The organism is Clavibacter davisi, assembly GCF_052751415.1.
Map to the genome: position 1 here is coordinate 2,502,829 of NZ_CP199882.1, position 21,374 is coordinate 2,524,202.

24 protein-coding genes are annotated in these 21,374 nt (G+C 72.6%); 10 read left to right on the forward strand and 14 right to left on the reverse strand.

Translation table 11 applies throughout. From position 1 onward, the window contains the following. Positions 1-75: 75 nt before the first annotated feature. On the reverse strand, positions 76-876 hold the full coding sequence (locus ACU4ZT_RS11775) for a DUF6264 family protein (RefSeq protein WP_063072585.1): 801 nt from the start codon (positions 874-876) through the stop codon (positions 76-78). Then, positions 873-1,907, reverse strand: coding sequence for a 4-hydroxy-3-methylbut-2-enyl diphosphate reductase (locus ACU4ZT_RS11780; protein ID WP_043674752.1), 1,035 nt, complete (start codon positions 1,905-1,907; stop codon positions 873-875). The genes ACU4ZT_RS11775 and ACU4ZT_RS11780 overlap by 4 nt, the downstream gene beginning before the upstream one ends. A gap of 103 nt (positions 1,908-2,010) precedes the next feature. On the opposite strand from ACU4ZT_RS11780, the gene xseA reads away from it, so the two are divergent. The 6 genes from xseA (at position 2,011) to ACU4ZT_RS11810 (ending at position 6,806) form a co-directional block, all read left to right on the forward strand. Then, the gene (gene xseA / locus ACU4ZT_RS11785; protein ID WP_445337236.1) at positions 2,011-3,327 is read left to right on the forward strand and encodes an exodeoxyribonuclease VII large subunit; all 1,317 of its coding nucleotides are present in this window, start codon (positions 2,011-2,013) and stop codon (positions 3,325-3,327) included. A 10-nt stretch (positions 3,328-3,337) separates the two neighbouring features. Further along, a complete protein-coding gene (locus ACU4ZT_RS11790) occupies positions 3,338-3,592 on the forward strand; it encodes an exodeoxyribonuclease VII small subunit (RefSeq protein ID WP_270979530.1) in 255 nt (84 codons plus the stop codon). 2 nt (positions 3,593-3,594) lie between these two features. Continuing rightward, positions 3,595-4,311, forward strand: coding sequence for a DUF4245 domain-containing protein (locus ACU4ZT_RS11795; protein WP_445337237.1), 717 nt, complete (start codon positions 3,595-3,597; stop codon positions 4,309-4,311). A gap of 14 nt (positions 4,312-4,325) precedes the next feature. Beyond that, a complete protein-coding gene (locus tag ACU4ZT_RS11800) occupies positions 4,326-5,003 on the forward strand; it encodes a carbonic anhydrase (RefSeq protein ID WP_063072581.1) in 678 nt (225 codons plus the stop codon). Between the two features lie 80 nt (positions 5,004-5,083). Beyond that, positions 5,084-6,511 carry a class II fumarate hydratase gene (locus tag ACU4ZT_RS11805; RefSeq protein WP_445337238.1) on the forward strand — a complete coding sequence of 476 codons (1,428 nt, stop codon included), beginning with the start codon at positions 5,084-5,086 and terminating at the stop codon, positions 6,509-6,511. Positions 6,512-6,527: 16 nt separating this feature from the next. Further along, positions 6,528-6,806, forward strand: coding sequence for a hypothetical protein (locus ACU4ZT_RS11810; RefSeq protein ID WP_063072580.1), 279 nt, complete (start codon positions 6,528-6,530; stop codon positions 6,804-6,806). Between the two features lie 72 nt (positions 6,807-6,878). On the opposite strand, the gene ACU4ZT_RS11815 is transcribed toward ACU4ZT_RS11810, so the two are convergent. Further along, positions 6,879-8,225, reverse strand: a complete 1,347-nt coding sequence (locus ACU4ZT_RS11815) for an RNA 5'-3' helicase PhoH2 (RefSeq protein ID WP_063072591.1) — start codon at positions 8,223-8,225, stop codon at positions 6,879-6,881. A gap of 238 nt (positions 8,226-8,463) precedes the next feature. Continuing rightward, a complete protein-coding gene (locus tag ACU4ZT_RS11820) occupies positions 8,464-9,249 on the reverse strand; it encodes an isoprenyl transferase (protein WP_270979541.1) in 786 nt (261 codons plus the stop codon). Positions 9,250-9,330: 81 nt separating this feature from the next. On the opposite strand from ACU4ZT_RS11820, the gene trhA reads away from it, so the two are divergent. Further along, the gene (gene trhA, locus ACU4ZT_RS11825; RefSeq protein WP_214583891.1) at positions 9,331-10,074 is read left to right on the forward strand and encodes a PAQR family membrane homeostasis protein TrhA; all 744 of its coding nucleotides are present in this window, start codon (positions 9,331-9,333) and stop codon (positions 10,072-10,074) included. 23 nt (positions 10,075-10,097) lie between these two features. On the opposite strand, the gene ACU4ZT_RS11830 is transcribed toward trhA, so the two are convergent. From ACU4ZT_RS11830 to mca, 7 genes are all read right to left on the reverse strand, one after another. After that, on the reverse strand, positions 10,098-11,474 hold the full coding sequence (locus ACU4ZT_RS11830; RefSeq protein ID WP_445337239.1) for an extracellular solute-binding protein: 1,377 nt from the start codon (positions 11,472-11,474) through the stop codon (positions 10,098-10,100). Positions 11,475-11,535: 61 nt separating this feature from the next. Then, the gene (locus ACU4ZT_RS11835) at positions 11,536-12,444 is read right to left on the reverse strand and encodes a carbohydrate ABC transporter permease (RefSeq protein ID WP_063072576.1); all 909 of its coding nucleotides are present in this window, start codon (positions 12,442-12,444) and stop codon (positions 11,536-11,538) included. Continuing rightward, positions 12,441-13,439 (reverse strand): carbohydrate ABC transporter permease, encoded by a 999-nt coding sequence (locus tag ACU4ZT_RS11840; protein ID WP_445337240.1) that lies wholly within the window; start codon positions 13,437-13,439, stop codon positions 12,441-12,443. The genes ACU4ZT_RS11835 and ACU4ZT_RS11840 overlap by 4 nt, the downstream gene beginning before the upstream one ends. Positions 13,440-13,608: 169 nt before the next feature. Continuing rightward, positions 13,609-13,854, reverse strand: a complete 246-nt coding sequence (locus tag ACU4ZT_RS11845) for a hypothetical protein (protein WP_445337241.1) — start codon at positions 13,852-13,854, stop codon at positions 13,609-13,611. Between the two features lie 146 nt (positions 13,855-14,000). Further along, positions 14,001-14,267, reverse strand: a complete 267-nt coding sequence (locus ACU4ZT_RS11850) for a hypothetical protein (RefSeq protein ID WP_445337242.1) — start codon at positions 14,265-14,267, stop codon at positions 14,001-14,003. Between the two features lie 106 nt (positions 14,268-14,373). After that, the gene (locus ACU4ZT_RS11855) at positions 14,374-14,709 is read right to left on the reverse strand and encodes a hypothetical protein (RefSeq protein WP_414749048.1); all 336 of its coding nucleotides are present in this window, start codon (positions 14,707-14,709) and stop codon (positions 14,374-14,376) included. Then, positions 14,709-15,617 (reverse strand): mycothiol conjugate amidase Mca, encoded by a 909-nt coding sequence (gene mca / locus ACU4ZT_RS11860; RefSeq protein WP_414749049.1) that lies wholly within the window; start codon positions 15,615-15,617, stop codon positions 14,709-14,711. Before mca ends, ACU4ZT_RS11855 begins: the two co-directional genes overlap by 1 nt. Positions 15,618-15,684: 67 nt before the next feature. On the opposite strand from mca, the gene ACU4ZT_RS11865 reads away from it, so the two are divergent. Both ACU4ZT_RS11865 and greA read left to right on the forward strand, forming a co-directional pair. Further along, a complete protein-coding gene (locus tag ACU4ZT_RS11865) occupies positions 15,685-16,179 on the forward strand; it encodes a DUF4307 domain-containing protein (protein ID WP_445337243.1) in 495 nt (164 codons plus the stop codon). Between the two features lie 60 nt (positions 16,180-16,239). Further along, positions 16,240-16,728, forward strand: coding sequence for a transcription elongation factor GreA (greA, locus tag ACU4ZT_RS11870; protein ID WP_012299701.1), 489 nt, complete (start codon positions 16,240-16,242; stop codon positions 16,726-16,728). Between the two features lie 91 nt (positions 16,729-16,819). Here greA and ilvA read toward each other — a convergent pair whose 3' ends face one another. Next, a complete protein-coding gene (gene ilvA / locus ACU4ZT_RS11875; RefSeq protein WP_063072588.1) occupies positions 16,820-18,190 on the reverse strand; it encodes a threonine ammonia-lyase in 1,371 nt (456 codons plus the stop codon). Beyond that, positions 18,187-19,422, reverse strand: a complete 1,236-nt coding sequence (locus ACU4ZT_RS11880; protein WP_063072569.1) for an AI-2E family transporter — start codon at positions 19,420-19,422, stop codon at positions 18,187-18,189. The genes ilvA and ACU4ZT_RS11880 overlap by 4 nt, the downstream gene beginning before the upstream one ends. A gap of 107 nt (positions 19,423-19,529) precedes the next feature. On the opposite strand from ACU4ZT_RS11880, the gene ACU4ZT_RS11885 reads away from it, so the two are divergent. Continuing rightward, positions 19,530-20,759, forward strand: a complete 1,230-nt coding sequence (locus tag ACU4ZT_RS11885; protein WP_414749051.1) for a winged helix-turn-helix domain-containing protein — start codon at positions 19,530-19,532, stop codon at positions 20,757-20,759. Positions 20,760-20,774: 15 nt separating this feature from the next. Here the strand turns inward: ACU4ZT_RS11885 and ACU4ZT_RS11890 are convergent, their stop codons facing one another. Further along, positions 20,775-21,341, reverse strand: coding sequence for a LemA family protein (locus ACU4ZT_RS11890; protein ID WP_063072567.1), 567 nt, complete (start codon positions 21,339-21,341; stop codon positions 20,775-20,777). Positions 21,342-21,374 lie beyond the last annotated feature (33 nt).

Here is a 21,374-nt window from a genome sequence, read left to right on the forward strand (position 1 = left end):
ACCACGCACCACGCACGACGGAGGGGCCGGTCCACCAGGACCGGCCCCGCCGTCGTGCGCGCTGCGCGCCGGGTGCTACCCGCGGTTCATGACGAACTGCTGGAACGCCGGATCCGCCGTGAGCAGGCTCGACAGGAGCAGGGCGGAGACCACGGTCGCGACCACGACGCCGACCAGCGGGACCCAGAACGCGATGCGGCCGAGTCGGATCCGGCGGAGGGAGAGGGCCACGGTCGCCGCGAAGACGGACACCGTGATGACCAGGAGGGCCACTCCCACGGGGCCGGTCGCCGACGTGGGCGTGTACGCACCCGCGATGCCGAGGGCAGGGAACGCGCGGGAGAGGGCCCCCGGCAGGTCCGTGTACGAGCCCAGGCTGAACAGCAGGTTCAGCGCGCCCACCGCCAGCAGGGCGATCGTGACGGCGGCGTCGAGGCGTCGACCGGCACGGCGGGGCTCCTGCGTCGGCAGGTACCCCGGCCGACCGGGCTCGCTCGACGGACCGGGACCGGAAGTGGGACCGGCGGACGGCGAGCGCCGCGCCTGGCGACGCTCCGCCTCCGCGGCCTTCTCGGCGTCGCGGCGCTCGGCGAGCATCCGCTCGCGGGCGGCCTTGCGCTCCTCCGCCATCTGCTCGGCGAGGGTCTGCGGCGCGGCGGGTGCGGCGCCCTTCTTCGCACCGCGGCCCGCGGGGGCGGCGGGCGCATCGCGCTCCGCCTGCGCGCGGCGGTACTCGGCGGCCTCGGCGACGATGCGGGCATCCGCCTCCGACAGGCCGGACCCGTCCGAGGACGAGCCAGCGGACGACGACGACGCGTACTCGCCGTAGCGCGGGGCGGGTCGGCCGGGACGGCGCGGGCCGTCGTCGTCGCTCACGCGCGGGTGCGCCCGCCGATGGCGCGGGAGTCCGTGTTGCCGGACTGGTCCTTGCGCAGCTCCTTGGGGAGCGAGAAGACGAGGTCCTCCTCGGCTGTGACGACCGCGGTGACGTCGCCGTAGCCGGCGTCGGCCAGGTCGTCGAGCAGCTCCTGCACGAGGACCTCGGGGACGGACGCACCGCTCGTGACGCCGACCGTCTGCACGCCGTCGAGCCACTCCTGCTTGACCTCGGACGCGTAGTCGACGCGGTACGACGCCTTGGCGCCGTACTCGAGCGCGACCTCGACGAGGCGGACGGAGTTGGAGCTGTTCGCGGATCCGATGACGATGACGAGGTCGGCGTCGACCGCCACCTTCTTGATGGCGACCTGGCGGTTCTGGGTGGCGTAGCAGATGTCGTCGCTCGGCGGATCCTGCAGGTTCGGGAAGCGGGCGCGGAGGCGGCGGACCGTCTCCATCGTCTCGTCGACCGAGAGCGTGGTCTGCGAGAGCCAGACGAGGTTGTCGGGGTCCTTGACCTCGATCACGTCGGCGTGCTCCGGGGAGTTGACCACGATGGTCTGCTCGGGCGCCTCGCCCGCGGTGCCCTCGACCTCCTCGTGGCCCTCGTGGCCGATGAGGAGGATCTGCATGTCGGCCTTGGCGAAGCGCACGGCCTCGCGGTGGACCTTGGTGACGAGGGGGCAGGTGGCGTCGATGGCCTGCAGGCCGCGGTCGGCCGCGCCCTGCACGACGGCCGGCGAGACTCCGTGGGCGCTGAAGACGACGTGGGCGCCCTCGGGGACCTCGTCGACCTCCTCCACGAAGATCGCGCCCATGCGCTCGAGCGTCGAGACGACGTGCACGTTGTGGACGATCTGCTTCCGCACGTAGACGGGGGCGCCGTAGCGCTCGAGCGCCTTCTCGACGGCCACGACGGCGCGGTCGACGCCCGCGCAGTACCCGCGGGGGGCGGCGAGCAGGACCTTCTTGGGTCCCGCCACCGGGTTATCCTTGAGCCTGTTGCGGACGCCGGGCATCCGCGGCATCGACAGGCTGACGACGGGTGCTCCCACGAGTCGCTGGTCAGTGGTCGCTGTAGTCACGTGTCAATTGTATGCGCCCGATCTGGGCGTCGAGCGGGGTGGACGGATGAGCGAGACGCGCACGGTGTCGATGCCCGCGGCCGGCGCCCCCACGGTCGACGCACCCTGGCCCGTCTCGGTGCTCTCCGGCAAGGTCAAGGGCTGGATCGATCGGCTCGGCACGGCCTGGGTCGAGGGCGAGATCACGCAGTGGGGCGGATCCGGCGGCAACGTCTACGGGAAGCTCAAGGACCTCGACGTCGACGCCACCATCAGCTTCACCGTCTGGTCGTCGGTGCGCGCGAAGATCCCGGCGGATCTCGGCCAGGGCGCCCGCGTCGTCGCGCTCGTGAAGCCCAACTACTGGGTCAAGGGCGGCACGCTCACGATGCAGGTGCTCGAGATGCGCCACGTCGGCCTCGGCGACCTGCTCGAGCGGCTCGAGCGCCTGCGCCAGACGCTGCGCGCGGAGGGCCTGTTTGACGCCGACCGCAAGCGCCGCCTGCCGTTCCTGCCCGGCTGCATCGGCCTCATCACCGGCAAGGACTCCGACGCGGAGAAGGACGTGCTCCGCAACGCGCAGCTGCGCTGGCCGAGCGTGCGCTTCCGCGTCGTGCACACCGCGGTGCAGGGCGACCGGGCCGCGGGCGAGGTCACGCGCGCCATCGGGGTGCTCGACGAGGATCCCGAGGTCGACGTCATCGTGATCGCGCGCGGCGGCGGAGACTTCCAGAACCTGCTCGTCTTCAGCGACGAGAAGCTCGTGCGCACGGCGGCCGCGTGCCGCACGCCGCTCGTCAGCGCCATCGGGCACGAGGCCGACCGACCGCTGCTCGACGACGTGGCCGACCTCCGCGCCTCCACGCCCACGGATGCCGCCAAGCGCGTCGTGCCGGACGTCTCCGAGGAGCTCTCGCGCGTGCAGCAGGCGCGGGCGCGCATCGGCATGCGTCTCACCAGCCAGGTGCGCGGCGAGATCGACCGCATCGAGCAGCTGCGGTCGCGGCCCGTCCTCACGAGCACCGCGTGGATCGTCGACTCGCGCGCCGAGGAGCTCGGCCGCTACATCGCCCGGTCCGCGGAGCTCGCCGGCCGCGTCGTCGAGCGCGGCATGCAGCAGACGAGCGAGCTGTCCCGGCAGCTGCGCACGCTGTCGCCGCAGCACGTGCTCGACCGCGGCTACGCCATCGTGCAGACGGCCGACGGATCCGCGCTCCGCACCCCCGCCGACGCCCCCGACGGCACCGGCCTCGTGCTGCGCCTCGCCGCCGGCGCGCTCGGCGCCACCTCCACCGGCCCCACCGACGACATCCCGTCGTCGGCCGCGCGCCTGCCCGCCTCGCCCGCCTCCGACGCCCGGCTCGCGTCCGGCCCCGAAAGCTAGGATCTCCCCCATGCCCACCAGCCCCGCCGACCCCGGCGCCGACACCGGCGCACGCCTGCCCGACGTCTCCGAGCTCAGCTACGAGGAGGCGCGCGACGCCCTGGTGCGCGTCGTGAACGACCTCGAGCAGGGCGCGACCACGCTCGAGGAGTCGATCGCCCTCTGGGAGCGCGGCGAGGCCCTCGCGGCCCGCTGCGAGGAGTGGCTGCTCGGCGCCAAGGCGCGCCTCGACGCCGCCCGCACCACCGCGTCCGACGCCGGCTGACCGTGGCGAAGGACCGCACGCCGAACGTCGTCGCCGAGCTCGGCCGACCGGAGACCCCCGAGGAGACCGCCGCCCGCAAGGCCGCCGACTCCCGCCGCCACCGCGCCAAGCAGACGTTCCGCAACCTGCTGTACTCGCTCATCGTCACGGTCGCGACCGTCGCGGTCATCATCGCGCTCGTCCCCCGCTCGAACACCACGATCCTGCCCGACGTCGATTACGGCGCGGCGGCCTCCGAGGCCCAAGGCGGGTTCCCGCAGACGCTCGTCGTGCCCGCCCTGCCGACGGCCTGGAAGAGCAACGACGCGGAGATCCGCCCGGCCGGCCGCGACGGCGTGGCCGTCTGGTACATCGGCCTCATCACGCCGAGCAACCGCTACATCGGCATCTCGCAGGGCATCGACGCGAACCCCACGTGGCTCGACGAGACGCTGCAGTCCGCGCCCGAGGTGAGCTCCGAGGAGATCGGCGGCCTCGAGTGGACGCTCTACGACAACGCGCGGGCGGAGGATCCGGGCAACGTCGTCCTGGCCGCGAGCGCGGTCGAGGGCGACAGCACCTACGCGATCTACGGCACGGCCGACGCGAACGAGCTGCGCACGGCCATCGAGGCGGTCGCCGCCGCGCGCAGCACCCCGGCGAGCGCGACGCCGACGCCGTCGCCCGCCGGCGGCACGACCACCAGCACCAGCACCAGCACCAGCACCACCGCACCGTGAGAGGGGACAGAGGGATGACGGACCAGGCAGAGACCGTGCAGGCGGACACCGTGCAGGACGAGACCGTGCAGGCGCCCGCCGCCGTGTGGGCGGAGATGATCGAGGGCAACGCGCGCTTCGTCGCCGGCACGCCCGAGCACCCGCGGCAGGACGTGGAGCGCCGCGCCGCGCTCGCCCACGTGCAGCGCCCGGTGGCCGCGCTCTTCGGCTGCAGCGACTCGCGCCTCGCCGCCGAGATCATCTTCGACAAGGGCCTCGGCGACCTCTTCGTGGTCCGGAACGCCGGCCAGATCATCTCCGACTCGGTGCTCGGCAGCCTCGAGTACGCGGTCGCCGTGCTGGGCGTGCCGCTCATCGTGGTGCTCGGCCACGACGAGTGCGGCGCCGTGCGCGCGGCCATCGAGAGCGCCGCACCGGACGCGGAGGCGCTGCCGCCGCACATCGCGAACCTCATCGCGCCCATCGCGCCCGCGGTCCGCCGCGTCGCCGGCGACCACGTCGTCCCGTCCGAGGTCGACGCCGGCGAGGTCGGCCGCCAGCACCTGCGCGGCACCGTGACCCGCATGCTGGAGGCGTCCGAGATGATCTCCGACCGGGTCGCGGCCGGTAGCCTGGCCATCGTCGGCGCCAACTACAAGCTCCTCGAGGGCACCGCGGTGCCCGACGTCATCGTGGGCGACATCCCCCGCTAGAGGGGCCGTCCGCGCTGACCGAGCGAACCGGGCCCGCGGGGTCCGGATGCATCACCCGTCCCGAAGGAGAGAGAAACAGCGTGGTCGACACTTCCCCCGGAACCGAGACGAACGGTGCGGACGAGTTCCGCATCGAGCACGACACGATGGGCGAGGTGCGCGTCCCCAGGACCGCCCTGTACGCCGCCCAGACTCAGCGTGCCGTCGAGAACTTCCCCATCTCCGGCCGTGGGCTGGAGCCCGCGCAGATCCAGGCGCTCGCCCGCATCAAGCGCGCCGCCGCGATCGTGAACGGCGAGATGGGCATAGTCGACGCCGACGTGTCGGCCGCCATCGTGTCGGCCGCCGACGAGGTCGCGGGCGGATCCCACCACGAGCACTTCCCCATCGACGTGTACCAGACGGGCTCCGGCACGAGCTCGAACATGAACATGAACGAGGTCCTCGCGGCCCTCGCGACCGCGTCGCTCGGCAAGCCCGTGCACCCGAACGACCACGTCAACGCATCGCAGTCCTCGAACGACGTCTTCCCCACCTCGGTGCACGTCGCCGTCACGGGCGCGCTCCTCGCCGAGCTGATCCCGGCCCTCGAGCACCTCGCGGAGGCGCTCGAGACCAAGGCCCAGGCGTGGAAGGGGCTCGTCAAGGCCGGCCGCACGCACCTCATGGACGCGACCCCGGTCACGTTCGGCCAGGAGTTCGCGGGCTACGCGCGCCAGATCCGCCTCGGCATCGAGCGCGTCCGCACCGCGCTCCCCCGCGTCGCCGAGGTCCCCCTCGGCGGCACGGCCACCGGCACGGGCATCAACACGCCGCTCGGTTTCCCGCAGAAGGTCATCCAGGTGCTCGCGGATGACACGGGCCTGCCCGTCACCGAGGCGCTCGACCACTTCGAGGCGCAGGGCGCGCGCGACGGCCTCGTCGACGCCTCCGGCGCGCTCCGCACCCTCGCGGTGAGCCTCACCAAGATCTGCAACGACATCCGCTGGATGGGCTCGGGCCCCAACACGGGCCTCGGCGAGCTGCACATCCCCGACCTGCAGCCCGGATCCTCGATCATGCCCGGCAAGGTCAACCCGGTCATCCCCGAGGCCGTGCTCATGGTGTGCGCGCGCGTCATCGGCAACGACGCCACCGTCGCCTGGGCGGGTGCGTCGGGCCTGTTCGAGCTCAACGTCGCGATCCCCGTGATGGGCTCGTCGCTGCTCGAGTCGATCCGCATCCTCGCGTCCTCCACGCGCCTGCTCGCCGACAAGACCGTCGACGGCCTGCGCGTCAACGAGGAGCACGCGCGGGCGCTCGCGGAGTCGTCGCCGTCGATCGTCACGCCGCTCAACCGCATCATCGGCTACGAGGCCGCGGCGAAGATCGCGAAGCACTCGGTCGCGCAGAAGATGACCGTGCGCGAGGCGGTCGTCGACCTCGGCTACGTCGAGCGCGGCGAGATCACCGAGGAGCAGCTCGATGCGGGCCTCGACGTGCTGCGGATGACGGCGCCCGGCCTGTAGCCGCGAGGGTCGAGGCATGACCGCCGACCGGGGCTCCGTGGAGGAGCCGCGCACGCCGCTCGCGGCGGTGGACGCGGCCATCGCCGCGCACCCGCTGTCGTCGGAACGGGTGACTCGGGCCAACGCGATCATCGAGGCGTCCGACCGCGACGACAAGGCAGCCGTCGAGGCGCGGCTAGCCGAAGAGGGCCTCCCCGGGCTGGCGGAGCTCGGGAAGATCCAGGTGCGCCACTCGGTCAGCTGGTGGAGGCTGCACCGCCGACGCCGCAAGATCCTCGCCCGGCTCGACCGCTAGCGGAACCAGGACGCCGACGGGCGCCGCTCCCCTCGGGGACCGGCGCCCGTCGTCATGCGGGGAGCGGGAGGATCACATGGGGTCGCCGTCGAGCAGCCCGGTGACGAGCGCGGCGATCGCGCTGCGCTCCGAGCGCGTCAGCGTGATGTGCCCGAACAGCTCGTGGCCCTTCAGCGTCTCGATCACGCTCGCGACGCCGTCGTGCCGGCCGACCCGCAGGTTGTCGCGCTGGGCCACGTCGTGCGTGAGCACCACGCGCGAGTTCTGGCCGATGCGGCTGAGCACCGTGAGCAGCACGTTCCGCTCCAGCGACTGCGCCTCGTCGACGATCACGAACGCGTCGTGCAGCGAGCGCCCGCGGATGTGGGTGAGCGGCAGCACCTCGAGGATCCCCCGCTCCACCACCTCGTCCATGACGTTCTGCGAGACCACCGAGCCGAGGGTGTCGAACACGGCCTGCGCCCACGGGTTCATCTTCTCGGTGGCGTCACCCGGCAGGTAGCCGAGCTCCTGGCCGCCCACGGCGTACAGCGGCCGGAACACCATGATCTTGCGGTGCTGCTGCTTCTCCAGCACCGCCTCGAGCGCCGCGCACAGGGCGAGCGCCGACTTGCCGGTGCCCGCGCTGCCGCCGAGGGACACGATGCCCACCTCGCGGTCGAGGAGCAGGTCGATCGCGAGCCGCTGCTCGGCCGAGCGGCCCTTGAGGCCGAAGACCTCGCGGTCGCCGCGGACGAGGTGCACGGTGCCGCGCCGCACGACGCGGCCGAGCGCGGGTCCGCGGTCGGAGCGGAGCACGACGCCCGTGTTGACGGGCAGGTCACCGACCGCACGGGTCTGCACGGTGCCGCTGTCGTAGAGGTCGGCCATCTGCTCGGCGGAGAGCGTGACGTCGGCCATGCCCGTCCATCCGCTGTCCACGGCGAGCTCGGCGCGGTACTCCTCCGCCATGAGGCCGATGGACGCGGCCTTCACGCGCAGCGGCATGTCCTTCGAGACGACCGTGACCGCGAGGCCCTCGGTGGAGAGGTTCAGGGCGACCGCGAGGATCCGCGAGTCGTTGTCCCCGAGCTGCAGGCCGTTGGGGAGGCCCGCCATGCTCGAGTGGTTGAGCTCGACGCGCAACGTGCCGCCCGCGTCGCCCACCTCGATGGGGAAGTCGAGCCGCTCGTGCTCCTCGCGGAGCTGGTCGAGGTGGCGGAGCGCCTGGCGGGCGAAGTAGCCGATCTCCGGATCGTTCCGCTTCGACTCCAGCTCGGTGATGACGATCACCGGGATGACGACCGCGTGCTCCGCGAAGCGGAAGAACGCGCGCGGGTCGGACAGGAGGACGGAGGTGTCGAGCACGTACGTGCGCTCGGCCTGCGGCGTCCCCTCCCCTCGGCTGGCGCGTCGTGCGGTGCTGCTCTGGCTGTCCATCGGGGCCACGGGCCACTCCATCCCCGAGCGTTCGCGCTCGGATCCTGACGGCGATCGGGCCACGGTGGCGAGAAGAGATCCAGCGGCCCTCTCGATCGGGCGCCATGCCCGATGAGTGGAACCTACGTCGCGCACCCGCGCGGTGACCAGTGCGACGCGGGTCCGGATGTGTCGTGGACATTAACTCTTGCTCCGCGCGGCCGGCCGACGCGACGGCGGCGAGCGCGGGGCGGCCGCCTCAGGACCCGAAGCGGCGCTGGCGCGAGGAGTAGTCGCGGAGAGCGCGGAGGAAGTCGACCTCGCGGAGGTCCGGCCCCAGCGCCTCCATGAAGTACAGCTCGCTGTGCGCCGACTGCCACAGCATGAAGTCGCTGATGCGCTGCTCGCCCGAGGTGCGGATCACGAGGTCCGGATCCGGCTGGCCGCTGGTGTACAGGTGCTCGCCGATGAGGGCCGGCGTGAGGAGCCCCGCGAGGTCCTCCAGCGTGCCGCCCGCGAGGTGGTGCGCGAGCACGATGCTGCGCATGGCGTCCGCGATCTCGGTGCGCCCGCCGTAGCCGACCGCGAGGTTGATGTGCAGCCCGGTGTTGCCCTTCGAGCGCTCCTCGGAGGCGTCGAGCCGGGCGATGAGCTCGGGCGGCAGGCCCTCGTCGGATCCCACGTGCTTGACGCGCCAGTCGCGGTGCTCGGAGAGGTCCTCCGCGAGCTGGCCGATGATGTCGATCAGCGCCGTGAGCTCGTCGCTCCCGCGGCCCGTGAGGTTGTCGGTGGAGAGCAGGTAGAGCGTCGTGACCTTGATGTCGAGGTCGTCGCACCACTCCAGGAACTCGAGGAACTTGGCCGCGCCGGCGCGGTGCCCGTGGGCGGCGGACTCGAGGCCCAGCTGGCGGGCCCAGCGGCGGTTGCCGTCGAGGATCATCGCGATGTGGTGCGGCAGCGAGCTGCGGTCGAGGCCGCGACGGATGCGCTTCTGGTACGCCCGGTAGAGCAGACCGCGCCACGGTCGGATCGGCTTCTCTCGCACGGAGGCAACGCTATCCCACGCGCCCGGGAGCCCGGATCGCCCGCCCGGGTGACGTCCCCCGGGCTGTCCTACACTCGCAGGATGACGCGCGACGCCTCCTCCCCCTCGCCGCTCGGCGACACCCCGGAGGAGGACGCGTCGGTCGCCCACCTCCCGCTCGTGGAGGACGCGCAGGACGTCGGCCCGGAGCCGAAGCCCACCTGGCGCGGCTGGCTGCACGCGGGCATGACCCCGGTGGCGCTCGTGCTCGGGATCGTGCTCATCGCGGTGGCCGACGGCGCCGCGGCGCGCATCGCGTGCGCCGTGTTCGTCGCCTCGTCGCTGCTGCTGTTCGGCGTCTCCGCGGTCTACCACCGGTTCGACTGGTCGCCGCGGGCGAAGATCCTCCTCAAGCGGATGGACCACGCCAACATCTTCCTGCTCATCGCGGGCTCCTACACGCCCATCACGGTGCTGGCGCTGCCGCACGAGAAGTCGGTGCTGCTGCTCTGGCTGGTGTGGTCGGGCGCCGCGCTCGGCGTGCTCTTCCGCGTGTTCTGGATCCACGCCCCGCGCTGGCTCTACGTGCTGCTCTACCTCGTGCTCGGCTACGCGTCGCTCGTGTTCATCGTCGACTTCTTCCGCGCCGACGCGGCCATGATGACGCTCATCCTCGCGGGCGGCCTCGCCTACACGGTCGGCGCGGTCGCGTACGCGCTGAAGCGGCCGAACCCCTGGCCCGGCCGCTTCGGCTTCCACGAGATCTTCCACGCGTTCACCCTGGTGGCGTTCCTCTGCCACTGGACGGGGATCCTGCTGGTGGCGACGCACCCGCCCGTCGTCTGATCAGGCGGGTGCGTCGGCGCCCGCTACAGGTACGGCTGCACGTTCTCCTTGTAGGCCGAGGTGAGCTGCGTCGCGGCGGCCGGGAACACGGCGGCGGGATCCGCGCCCTGCGAGAGGATCTGCGCCCACGGCTGCTGCAGGTAGGTGTCGCCGTTGGGGATCAGCGTCCGCGCCCAGTCCTGCGAGCGGACGTGCTCGAGGCTGTCGTACACGGTGCGGAAGGCCGGGTTCGTCGCCCAGAAGCCCGTCAGGTCGGACGACTCGCCGGCCGAGGTGCGCACCGGGGCATAGCCCGTCTTCTTGGCGAAGGCGACCTGCTGGTCGACCTCGGTGACGTGCTTGATGAACATGCCGGCGGCGAGCTGCTGCTCCTTGGTCTTGCTGCCGACCACCGCGAGGCCCGTGCCGCCCGTGGGGACGAACTGCCCCTGCGGACCGCCGGGGAGCACGCCGGTGCCGATGGGGAACTTGGCGCTGGCGGTGACGATGCCGACGGCACCGGCCGAGGCGATGGTGCACGGCGCGAGGCCGCCCGCGAAGTCGACGGCGGTGTCGCCGCTGGCCGCCGCGACGTTCGCGATCTTGGAGTCGAAGACGAGGCCGCGGGCGTAGCCGGCCGCCTCGAGGGTCTCGGGCTGGTCGAGCTTCAGGTCCCAGCCGTCGGAGTACTGGCCGCCGCGACCCCAGAGCATGTTGCTCATCGCCCAGGTGCCGATGGATCCCTGCGGCAGGCGGACGGCGGGCGTGCCGCCGGCGGCCTTCATGATCGCCGGCGCCCACTCCTCGAGCTCCGCCCAGGTGTCGGGCGCGCGGTCGGGCAGGCCGGCCTCCGACCAGATCGACTTGTCGTAGTAGAAGATCGGCGTCGACCGGGCGTACGGCACGGCGTAGCGCGCGCCGCCGTAGAGGTAGTCGTCGAGGAACACCTTGTTGTAGTCGTCGAGCTGGAAGTCGAGGTGCGCCATGAGGCCGTCCATCGCGATGGACTGCTTGTTGACCATGTAGCGGAACCACCAGGTGTCGCTCGCGTTCACCATGTCGGGCATGCTGTCGGTGCCCGCGGCCGCCTGCAGCTTCTGCGCGATCTCGTCGTAGCTCGCGCCGCCCGTGACGACGTTGACGGTGATGCCCGTCTTCGCGAGGAAGTCGGCGGCGAACTGCGCCTCGAGGTCGGAGGTCTGGCCGGGGTGCGTCGTCCACCAGGTGATGTCCTTCGCGGGCTGCACGCCCTCCCAGTCCGTGTCGGGCGCGGCGGTCGCCGCGGCGCCGCCGACCGAGGGGCCCGAGCAGGCGGCGAGGAACGCGGTGCCGCCGAGCACGGCGCCCATCTTCAGGACGTCGCGGCGGTCGAACGGGCGGGAGGCGGCGGCGCGGAAGGCCGAGCGCGGGTCGATGGGCATGCTTCTCCTGGGGATCGGGTCGGTGCGCGGGATCGGGAAGGGGGGACGAGGGAGGGCGAGCTCAGCCCGTGACGGCGCCGGCGGTGAGGCCGCCGACGATGCGTCGCTGGAACACGAGGAAGACGGCGAGCACGGGCAGCGTGACGATGACCGTCCCGGCCATGAGCACGCCCCAGTTCGTGATGCCCGTCGTGTCCTGCAGGAGGGTGAGGCCGACCGGCAGGGTCATCATCTTCGGGTCGGTCGTGACGAGCAGCGGCCACAGGTAGTCGTTCCACTCGCCGACGACGGAGACGAGCGCTACGGCGGCGATCGTCGGGCCCGACATGGGGATCACGAACGACCACAGCCGGCGCAGGTGACCCGCGCCGTCCATCGACGCTGCCTCGAGCACGGAGCCGGGCAGCGTGAGGAAGTGCTGGCGGAAGAGGAACGTGCCGTAGGCGCTCGCGACGCCCGGGAGGATGAGGCCCGGGTAGGTGTTGATCCAGCCGAGGCCCGCGATGACCTGGTAGTTCGGGATCATCACGATCTGCTGCGGCACGAGGAGCGCGAGGATCACGACGCCGAACCACACGTTCTTGAACGGCACGCGGATGAACACGAGCGCGTACGCGGTCAGCAGCCCGAGCAGCACCTTGAGGCCGGATCCCACCACCGTCTTGATGACGCTGTTGGTCGCGAGCGTGGAGAAGGAGACCGTGTCGGACGCCCTGGCGTAGTTCGAGGGCGCGAACGACGACGGCAGCAGCTTCAGCGGCACGGAGTAGATCTCGCCGAAGTCCTTGAAGCTCGTGAGCACCATCCAGATGAGCGGCAGCAGCATCACGAGCACCGCGAGCGCCAGCGCGAGGTAGGTGCCCGCGAGCGGCGGGCGGGCGGATCCGGAGGCGCCGGGTCGACGTGCGCCGCGCCGACGCGGGGCGCCGGGCACCGCCGCGGGCTCGGGGCGGGTGAGGGTCGCGGTCACGAGTAGTGCACCTTCCGCTGGACGACGACGAGCTGGACGAGCGTGACGACGAGCAGGACGAGGAAGAGGATCGTGGCGACGGCCGACGAGTAGCCGGCCCGTCCGGCCACGAAGCCCTCGTGGTAGATCTGGTACATCATCGTGGTCGTGCCCTGCAGCGGACCGCCCTTGGTCATCGCGCTGATGAGGTCGAAGGTCTGCAGCGAGCTGAGCAGCGTGGTCACGCTGAGGAAGAACGTCGTGGGGCTGAGCATCGGCAGCACGATGCGCACGAAGGTGCGCAGCCGGCCGGCGCCGTCGAGGGCCGCCGCGTCCATCAGGTCCTTCGGCACCGCCTGGAGGCCCGCGAGGTAGATGAGCGCGCAGTAGCCGAGGTCGCGCCAGACCTGCACGGTGGTGACCATCGCGAGCGCGGCGCCCGGGTCGTTGTACCAGTCGGGCGAGGGCAGGCCGAGGGCGGACAGGCCCGCGGAGATGAGGCCGAAGTTCGGGTCGAAGACGTAGAGCCAGAGGAAGCCGACCGCCACGCCGGAGAGCACGTAGGGCGCGACGATGATGGTGCGGACCGGGCCGCGCAGCTTGATCTTCCGGTTCAGCAGCACGGCGACGCCGAGCCCCAGCGCCATCGAGCCGACGACCGTGACGCCCGTGAACACCAGCGTGACGCCGACGACCGTGGGGGTCTGCGGATCCTGGAACCAGGCGACGTAGTTGGCGAGGCCGACCTCGCGCGCCACCTGCGAGCCGATGTTCCACTGCAGCGTGGAGTAGTAGAAGGACTCGAGCAGGGGCTTGTAGGTGAAGACCGCGAGCAACAGCACGTTGGGGCCGACGAAGGCGAGGAACAGGAGCCCGTCGCGGATCCGGCCCGGCTTCCGACGACGGCGGGCGCCGGATCCGGGACGCGTGCCGGCCGGGTGGACGGCCGTCGGGTCCGGCGTCGACACCGCCTGGGGCTTCGGCGCGACCCGGGTGGGCGCGGGGGCGTGCGTCACGTCGGACCTCCTCGTGGAGCAGGGGGAGGGAACGTTCCCTCCGTGCCTCGCCAACGTACGGAGATCGGGTTAACGGATGGGGGCTCGCGGGTGGAGAGCGGGCGGACGAGCGGCGACCGGCACCCCCGGACGGGGGAGGCCGGTCGTCGGCGGATGGATCAGCGGCGGATCATCCGTGCCCGTGGTGGTTGCGGCGCCACTCCGCGGGCGTGGGCAGTCCCGTGTACGCGGGATCCAGGTCGGCGGTGACGCTGACCCCGTTCGATGCGGCGGTCGCCGGTGCGACGGCGGATGCGTGCGCGATGCCGAGGCCCACCGTGACGGTGAGCGCCACCGCGGCGAAGGCCGTGACGGACGCGGCCCGGGCGGGACGACGCGGGCTCCGGCCCGAGGGTGCGAGGGATGACGTGTTCATGGGACTCCGATCTCGTGTGGACCCCGAGACTACGGAGCCGAGGTACCGGCGAGCCGAGCCGCGTCCACAGCACGCGGACGGACGAGCGACGGCCGGCGCCCCGGATGGGGACGCCGGCCGGCGGCGGGTGGGACCGCTGGTGACCATCAGCCCCCGAGGCGGCTGTGGCGCCATGCCTCGATCGGGCGCGATCCCGTGTACTGTCCATCCGGCTCGGGCTGGCTGTGGTTGTGGCCCATGGCGCTGATGCTGACTCCATCCGGAGCCGCGGACGCGGTCGCTGTGGCGGAGGCGTGGGCGATGCCCAGGCCGACCGTGGCGGTGAGCGCGACCACGGCGACGGCCGTGATGGATGCGGCCCGGACGGGACGCAGCGGGGACCGGCCCGAGGGCCTGGAGGATGTCGTGTCCATGGGACTCCGTTCTCGTGGGGGTCACGAGACTACGGATCCGAGGCGCAGGCGGGCCGACGGGCGTCCACAGCGCGGGGGCGGACCCGTCACCCGGCAGGAGCGTCGTTCAGCCGCGCGGCGGAACCGCGGGGGCATCCGGGTCCGCGGCGTCGTCGCCGTCGGGGTCCGTCGCCCGGCGGTCCCTCTCGGGCGCCGAGTCGCGCGCGAGGTCGGCCTCGAGCTTCTCCGCCTCGAGCCGGCCGCGGATCTCCTCGCGGTAGCGCGTGCGGCGGATCCGGCGGGTCATGTCGACCATGAGCAGCAGCACCATCACGGCCACGAAGAAGATGGCGATGAAGCCGACGGGGCCGGGCGAGACGGTGTTCGGATCGAACTCGGCCGTGGGCGTGGGGCTCGGGGTCGTGACGGCGGCGGCGAGCCGGAGGGCCAGGTCCGAGCCCATCAGGCGCGCTCCGCCCGGTCGGCGACGGACGGGACCTCGGCCGACCCGTCGTCCGCGATGCCGGCGAACAGGTCGTCCTCGTGCTCCGGCACCGGCACGCGCGACTCGACGAGCTGGAAGTCCTCGAAGGGCCAGGCGCGCTGCTGCAGGTCGCGCGGCCAGCGGAAGAACGTGCTGTCGGGGGCGACCTGGCTCGCGTGCGACAGGAGGGCGCGGTCGCGGGCCTCGAAGTGGTCGGCGACGTGCACGCGCGTGGTGGAGAGGTCAGGGCGGTCGCCCATCCAGCCGAGCATCTCGTCGACGGCCTCGAGCATCTCGGGACCGGCGTCCGCGGCGACCAGGTGCTCGCGCACGGCGCGGATCTTGGTGCCGTTGAAGATCCGGTCGAAGTAGAGCTTGCGGACCTCCCACGGCTCGCCCGCGTCGGGGTAGGAGCCGGCGACGCCGGACTCGCGCCAGGCCTCCATGGCCACGACGTGCGCCTGGATGTGGTCGGGGTGCGGGTAGCCGCCGTTCTCGTCGTACGCCACGAGGACGTGCGGGCGGAAGGCGCGGACCAGGCGGATGAGCGGCTCGGCGGAGACCTCCACCGGGATGCTCGCGAAGGACGCGGGCGGCAGCGAGCCGTCCTCGCGCGCCATGCCCGAGTCGACGTAGCCCAGCCAGCGGTGCTGCACGCCCATGACGGCCTGCGCGCGCGCCATCTCGATGCGGCGGAGGCCCGGCAGGTCGCGCTCGGCCATCGCGCGGTCCTCGAGACCCTCGTTGAGGATGTCGCCCGCCTCGCCGCCCGTGCAGCTGACGACCATGACCTCGGCGCCCTCCTGCGTGTATCGGGTGTACGTCGCGGCGCCCTTGCTCGACTCGTCGTCGGGGTGGGCATGCACGGCCATGAGGCGCAGGGTCACGGGGCTCCAAGGGTGGGGAATGTAGTCTTGATCCCCAGAGTACAAGGTGCGTGTGGAGGAGATCGCCGTGACGACCGAGTCCCGCTCCCCCGCATCCCCGGGCCCCTCCGCGGGCCGATCCATGGACGACGACGAGACCGTCGAGCACCGCGTCCCCGCCCCCGTCTCGACCGCCGCGCTCGACGAGCGGTACGGCCGCACGCGTCCCGCGCGCATCCGCCAGCGCTGGCTCTACGGCATCGCCGGCGGGCTCGTCGCGCTGGTGTTCGGCGCCTGGGTGCTGTGGGCCGGGCTCGACCAGGCGTCCGGATCCATCGACGCCACCGACCGCGCCTTCGACGTCGTCGACGCGCGCACCATCGACGTCACGTTCTCGGTCGTCATGCCCGCCGGCCAGGAGGCGTGGTGCGCGGTGCAGGCGCAGGACGAGCAGCGCTCCATCGTGGGCTGGAAGGTCGTCGAGCTGCCCGCGCAGGACGGCGTCGAGCGCACCGAGACCGTGCGCCTGCGCACCACCGGGCCGGCCGTCACCGGGTTGATCCACAGCTGCTGGCCCGCCTAGAGTGGGGGATTCGCCTCGACGGATCCGTCGGGGCGTCCGTGCGAGTGCAAGGAGTCCATCGTGGCGCAGGAGCAGGCAGTCACCTGGCTGACCCAGGAGGCGTTCGACCGCCTCAGCAGGGAGCTCGACACCCTCAGCGTGCAGGGCCGCGAGGAGATCGCGAAGAAGATCGAGATCGCCCGCGAGGAGGGCGACCTCAAGGAGAACGGCGGCTACCACGCCGCCAAGGAGGAGCAGGGCAAGATCGAGGCCCGCATCCGCCAGCTCACGCAGCTGCTCCGCACGGCCGAGGTCGGCGACGCCCCGGAGAGCCACGGCGTCGTGGAGCCCGGCACGGTCGTCACCGCGCTCATCGCCGGCGACGAGACCAAGTTCCTGCTCGGCAACCGGGAGATCGCGGGCGACAGCGACCTCGACGTCTACAGCGAGCAGTCGCCGCTCGGCGCCGCCATCATCGGCTGGGAGGTCGGGCAGAAGGGCGCGTACACGGCGCCGAACGGCCGCGAGATCCCCGTCGAGATCCAGGCCGTGGAGAACTACACGCCGTAGCGCGTGCCGTCACGACGAGAGGGGACGCGGACCGCATGGTCCGCGTCCCCTCTCGTCGTCCCGGGCGGCCCCGCCTGACGCGCGCCGACCGTCAGTCGCGCAGGAGCCGGGGGTCGTAGCCCGCGTCGCGGAGGCGCTGCACGACCTCGGCCGTGTGCTCGGAGCCGCGCGTCTCCACGCTCACCTCGAGCTCGACCTCGCTGATCTGCAGGCCGCGGCCGTGCCGCGTGTGCAGCACCTCGACGACGTTGGCGTTCGCCTCCGAGATGATCTGCGAGGTGCGCGCGAGCTGGCCCGGACGGTCGGGCAGCATGATCCGCAGCTTCACATAGCGGTCGGAGGCGGCGAGGCCGCGGCTGATGACGCGCTCCATCATGAGCGGGTCGATGTTGCCGCCGGAGAGGATCACGACGGTGCGGCCGGCGTCCGTCACGAGCCCGGCGAGGATCGCCGCGACGCCCACCGCGCCCGCCGGCTCGACCACGAGCTTCGCGCGCTCGAGCAGCAGCAGCAGGGCGCGGGCCGTGTCGTCGTCCTCGACCGTGACGACCTCGTCGACGCTCTCCCGGATGATGTCGAAGTTGAGCAGGCCGGGCTTGGCGACGGCGATGCCGTCGGCGATGGTGGGCGTGATCTCGATCTCGGTCGGGCGGCCGGCGGCGAGGGACGGCGGGTAGGCGGCGGCGTTCCGCGCCTGCACGCCGACGACGCGGATCGTGCGGCCCTCCTCGGCGGCGCGCAGCTTGAGCGCCGTCGCGACGCCCGAGATGAGGCCGCCGCCGCCGATGGGGACGACGACCGTGTCGACGTCGGGCGTCTGGTCGAGGATCTCGAGGCCGAGCGTGGCCTGCCCCGTGATGACGTCCTCGTGGTCGAACGGCGGGATGAGCACGGCGCCCGTCTCCGCGGCGAACTCGGCGGCCGCGCGCAGGGGCTCGGCGACGCTGTGGCCGCGGAGCACCACCTCGGCGCCGTACTGGCGCGTGGCCTGGAGCTTCGGCAGCGCGACGCCCACGGGCATGAAGATCGTGGCGCGGATGCCGAGCTCGCGCGCCGCGAAGGCCACGCCCTGCGCGTGGTTCCCGGCGGAGGCCGCCACGACGCCGCGCGCCTTCTCCTCGTCGGTGAGGCGCGAGATGCGGTTGTAGGCGCCGCGGATCTTGTACGAGCCGGTGCGCTGCAGGTTCTCGCACTTGAGGTGCACGGGGCTGCCGAGGATCTCGGCGAGGAACCGCGACGACTCCATGGGCGTCACGTCGGCGACGCGGCTCACGACCTCGCGAGCCGCCTCGATGCGCGCGAGCGTGGGCGCGGATCCGCGGGGCAGCTCCCCCGCCAGCGCCGCCGTCTCCTCCCCCAGCTGCGAGGGGTCGATCTCGTCCCCGACGGCGCGGAGCACCGGGGCGTCGGCGGGCACGGCGGCGGGACGGGCGTCGGATGCGGCGGTGGCGGCGTCGGTCATGAGGTGCGCTCCCTGGGGGTCGGACGGCGGGTGGCGTGCGAGGCGTCGGCGGGGACCGCGGGCGGCGGCGGTTCCCGATCGCCGCGCCACGCCCCGCTCGCGACGTGCTTGACCATCGAGTTGAGCGTGGCGACCAGCGGCACGGCGAAGAACGTGCCCGCGATGCCGCCGACCATGCCGCCCGCGGCGACGGAGAGGACGACCGCGAGGGGGTGGACCTTCACGACCGACCCCATGATCAGCGGCTGGAGCACGTGGCCCTCCACCTGCTGCACGATGAGCACGATCGCGATCATGATGAGCGCCTGCGTCAGCCCGTTGTAGACGAGCGCGACGAAGACGGCGAGCGTGCCCGTGACGACCGCGCCCACGATCGGGATGAACGAGCCGAGGAACACCAGCACGCCGATGGGGATCGCGAGCGGAACGCCGATGATGGCGGCCCCGCCTGCGATGCCGACCGCGTCGATGAGCGCCACGAGCACCTGCACCTTGACGAAGTTCTGCAGCGTCGCCCAGCCCGCGCGACCGGCGCCGTCGACGGCCGGGCGCGCCAGCCGCGGGAACAGCCGCACGACCCAGCGCCACATGCCCGCGCCGTCGATGAGGATGAAGAGGGTGGAGAACAGCACGAGCAGCACGCCCGTGAGCACGTGCCCGAGCGACGACGTGACCGACAGCGCGCCGCTCACGAGCGCGCCCGCGTCGCGCTGGATCGCGTCGACCGCCTGCTGGTACGCGTCGTTGAGCTGCGCCTCGGAGAGCTGGAGCGGCCCGTCGATGAGGAAGCCGCGCACGTCGGCGTAGCGCGTCAGCGTCTGCGCGCGGATGGAGTCGTACTGGCCGATGATCTGCGTCGTCACGAGGTACACGAGCGCGGCCACCGCGACGATGACCCCGATCTCGGAGATGGCGACCGCGAGCCACTTCGGGACGTGGTGCCGCTGCATCCAGTTCGAGATGGGCACGAGGAGGGCCGCGAGCACGATGGCGAGGAACAGCGGGATGACCACGTACTCGAGCTGGATCACGAGCCAGGCGACGACGCCGAGCACGCCGAGGATGAGGAGCAGGCGCCACGCCCACGCGCCCGCGATGACCATGCCGGGCGGGACGGTCTCGGCGACGGTGCGCGCGACGGGCTGGACGGTGTCGATGTCGGGCTCGACGCGGGGCTCGGCCGCACGGGCGGCAGCCGCGGCGCGCGCGCGGGATCGCTGGCCGAAGATCATGCTGGGAGTCTAGGACGGGGCTCCGGTGCGGCCGTGCGGGGCGCGGCCCGTGGCCAGCCGCGCGGGTGCGGACGGCGTCCGTCGGGGGCCGCCGGTAGCGTCGATCCATGCCCGACACCGTCTCCCCCGCTCTCGCCCGCCGCGTGGCCCTCGCGGCGCAGGGGCTCGGCCGACCGCATCCGGCAGCCCCCGGCTCGCGCCGCCTCGCCGCCGAGGTGCGCCGCCTGGCTCTCCTGCAGATCGACTCGGTCAACGTCTTCGAGCGCAGCCACCACCTGCCGATGCTGGCGCGCGTCGGCCCCTACGACCGGTCCGCGCTCGACCGCATGCTGTTCGGCGGCCGCGGGGCGTTCACGGAGTACTGGGCGCACCAGGCGGCGGTCCTGCCGGTGGACGACCTGCCGCTGTACCGCTGGCGGATGGAGGCGGAGCGCGCGCGGCGCATGCGGCCCGGATCCTGGGCGCGCGAGCACGCGCCGCTCCTCGCCGAGGTCCGCGCGGAGCTCGGCCGCACCGGCCCGGTGCCGGCGAGCGCGATCGAGCACGAGGCGAACGTGCGGACCGGGCCCTGGTGGGGCTGGTCGGACGTGAAGCGCGCGCTGGAGGCGATGTTCGCGTGGGGCGAGATCGCGAGCGCCGGCCGGCGCGGGTTCGAGCGCGTCTACGGCCTCGCGGAGGACGTGCTGCCCGCGGCCGTCCGCGAGCGCGTCGTGCCGGAGGAGGACGCGGTGCGCGAGCTCGTCCGCCGGGCCGCCGTCGCGCACGGCATCGGCACGGCGGCCGACCTCGGCGACTACTTCCGGCTGTCCCGCGCGGCGACCGACCGCGCGCTCGTCGACCTCGCCGACGCGGGCGAGGTGCTGCCCGTCACGGTGCCGGGCTGGGAGGGGCGCGGGCGGCCGCTGCCCGTGTGGCTGCACCGCGACGCGCGGCTGCCGCGGCGCATCCGCACCGAGGCGCTGCTCTCGCCGTTCGACCCCGTGGTCTGGTTCCGCGAGCGGGCGCTCCAACTGTTCGACCTGCACTACCGGATCGAGATCTACACGCCGGCGGCGCAGCGGGTGCACGGCTACTACGTGCTGCCGGTGCTGGTCGACGACGAGATCGTGGCCCGGGTCGACCTCAAGAGCGACCGGCAGGCGGGCGTGCTGCGCGTGCAGGCATCGTGGATCGAGGGACGCCACGATCCCGACGCCGTCGCCGAGCGGATCGCGCCGCTGGTGGAGCGGGCCGCCGCGTGGCAGGGCCTCGCGGAGGTGGGGGTGGTGGACCGGGGCACGCTGGCTCCGGCGCTGCGCGCGCGCCTGCCGGGGATCGCGGCGACGTCCGTCGGCTGAGAGGGGCGCGGTCCGCTAGAACTGCACGCGCGGCGGCTCGGCGATGGACGCGAGGCTCGAGACCTCGTAGAAGTCGCGCTCGCCGAAGCCCAGCCCGCGCACGAAGAGCGTGTTCGGGAACTGCGTGATCTTGGTGTTGAGCTCCCGGACGCCGCCGTTGTAGAAGCGGCGTGAGGCCTGGATCCGGTCCTCCGTGTCGACGAGCTCGCCCTGCAGCTGCAGGAAGGTCTGGCTCGTCTGGAGCTGCGGGTACGCCTCGGCCACGGCGAACAGCGACTTCATCGCACCCTGCAGGCGCTCCTCGGCGGCGCTCGCCTCGCTCGGGTTGCCGGCGCTGATGGTCGCGGTGCGGGCCGACGTGACGGACTCGAACACCTGCCGCTCGTGGGTCGCGTAGCCCTTGACCGAGTCGATGATGGTGGGCAGCAGGTCGGCGCGCCTCTTGAGCTGGACGGTGATGTCGCTCCACGCCTCGTCGACCCGCACGTTGAGCGTGACGAGGGCGTTGTAGGTGGCCCAGAGGTAGATGCCGACGAGCACTGCCAGGAGCACGACGGCTCCGAGCGCGATCCACGATTCCATGCCCGCGAGTCTACGCGCGGCCCTGTGCGCGAC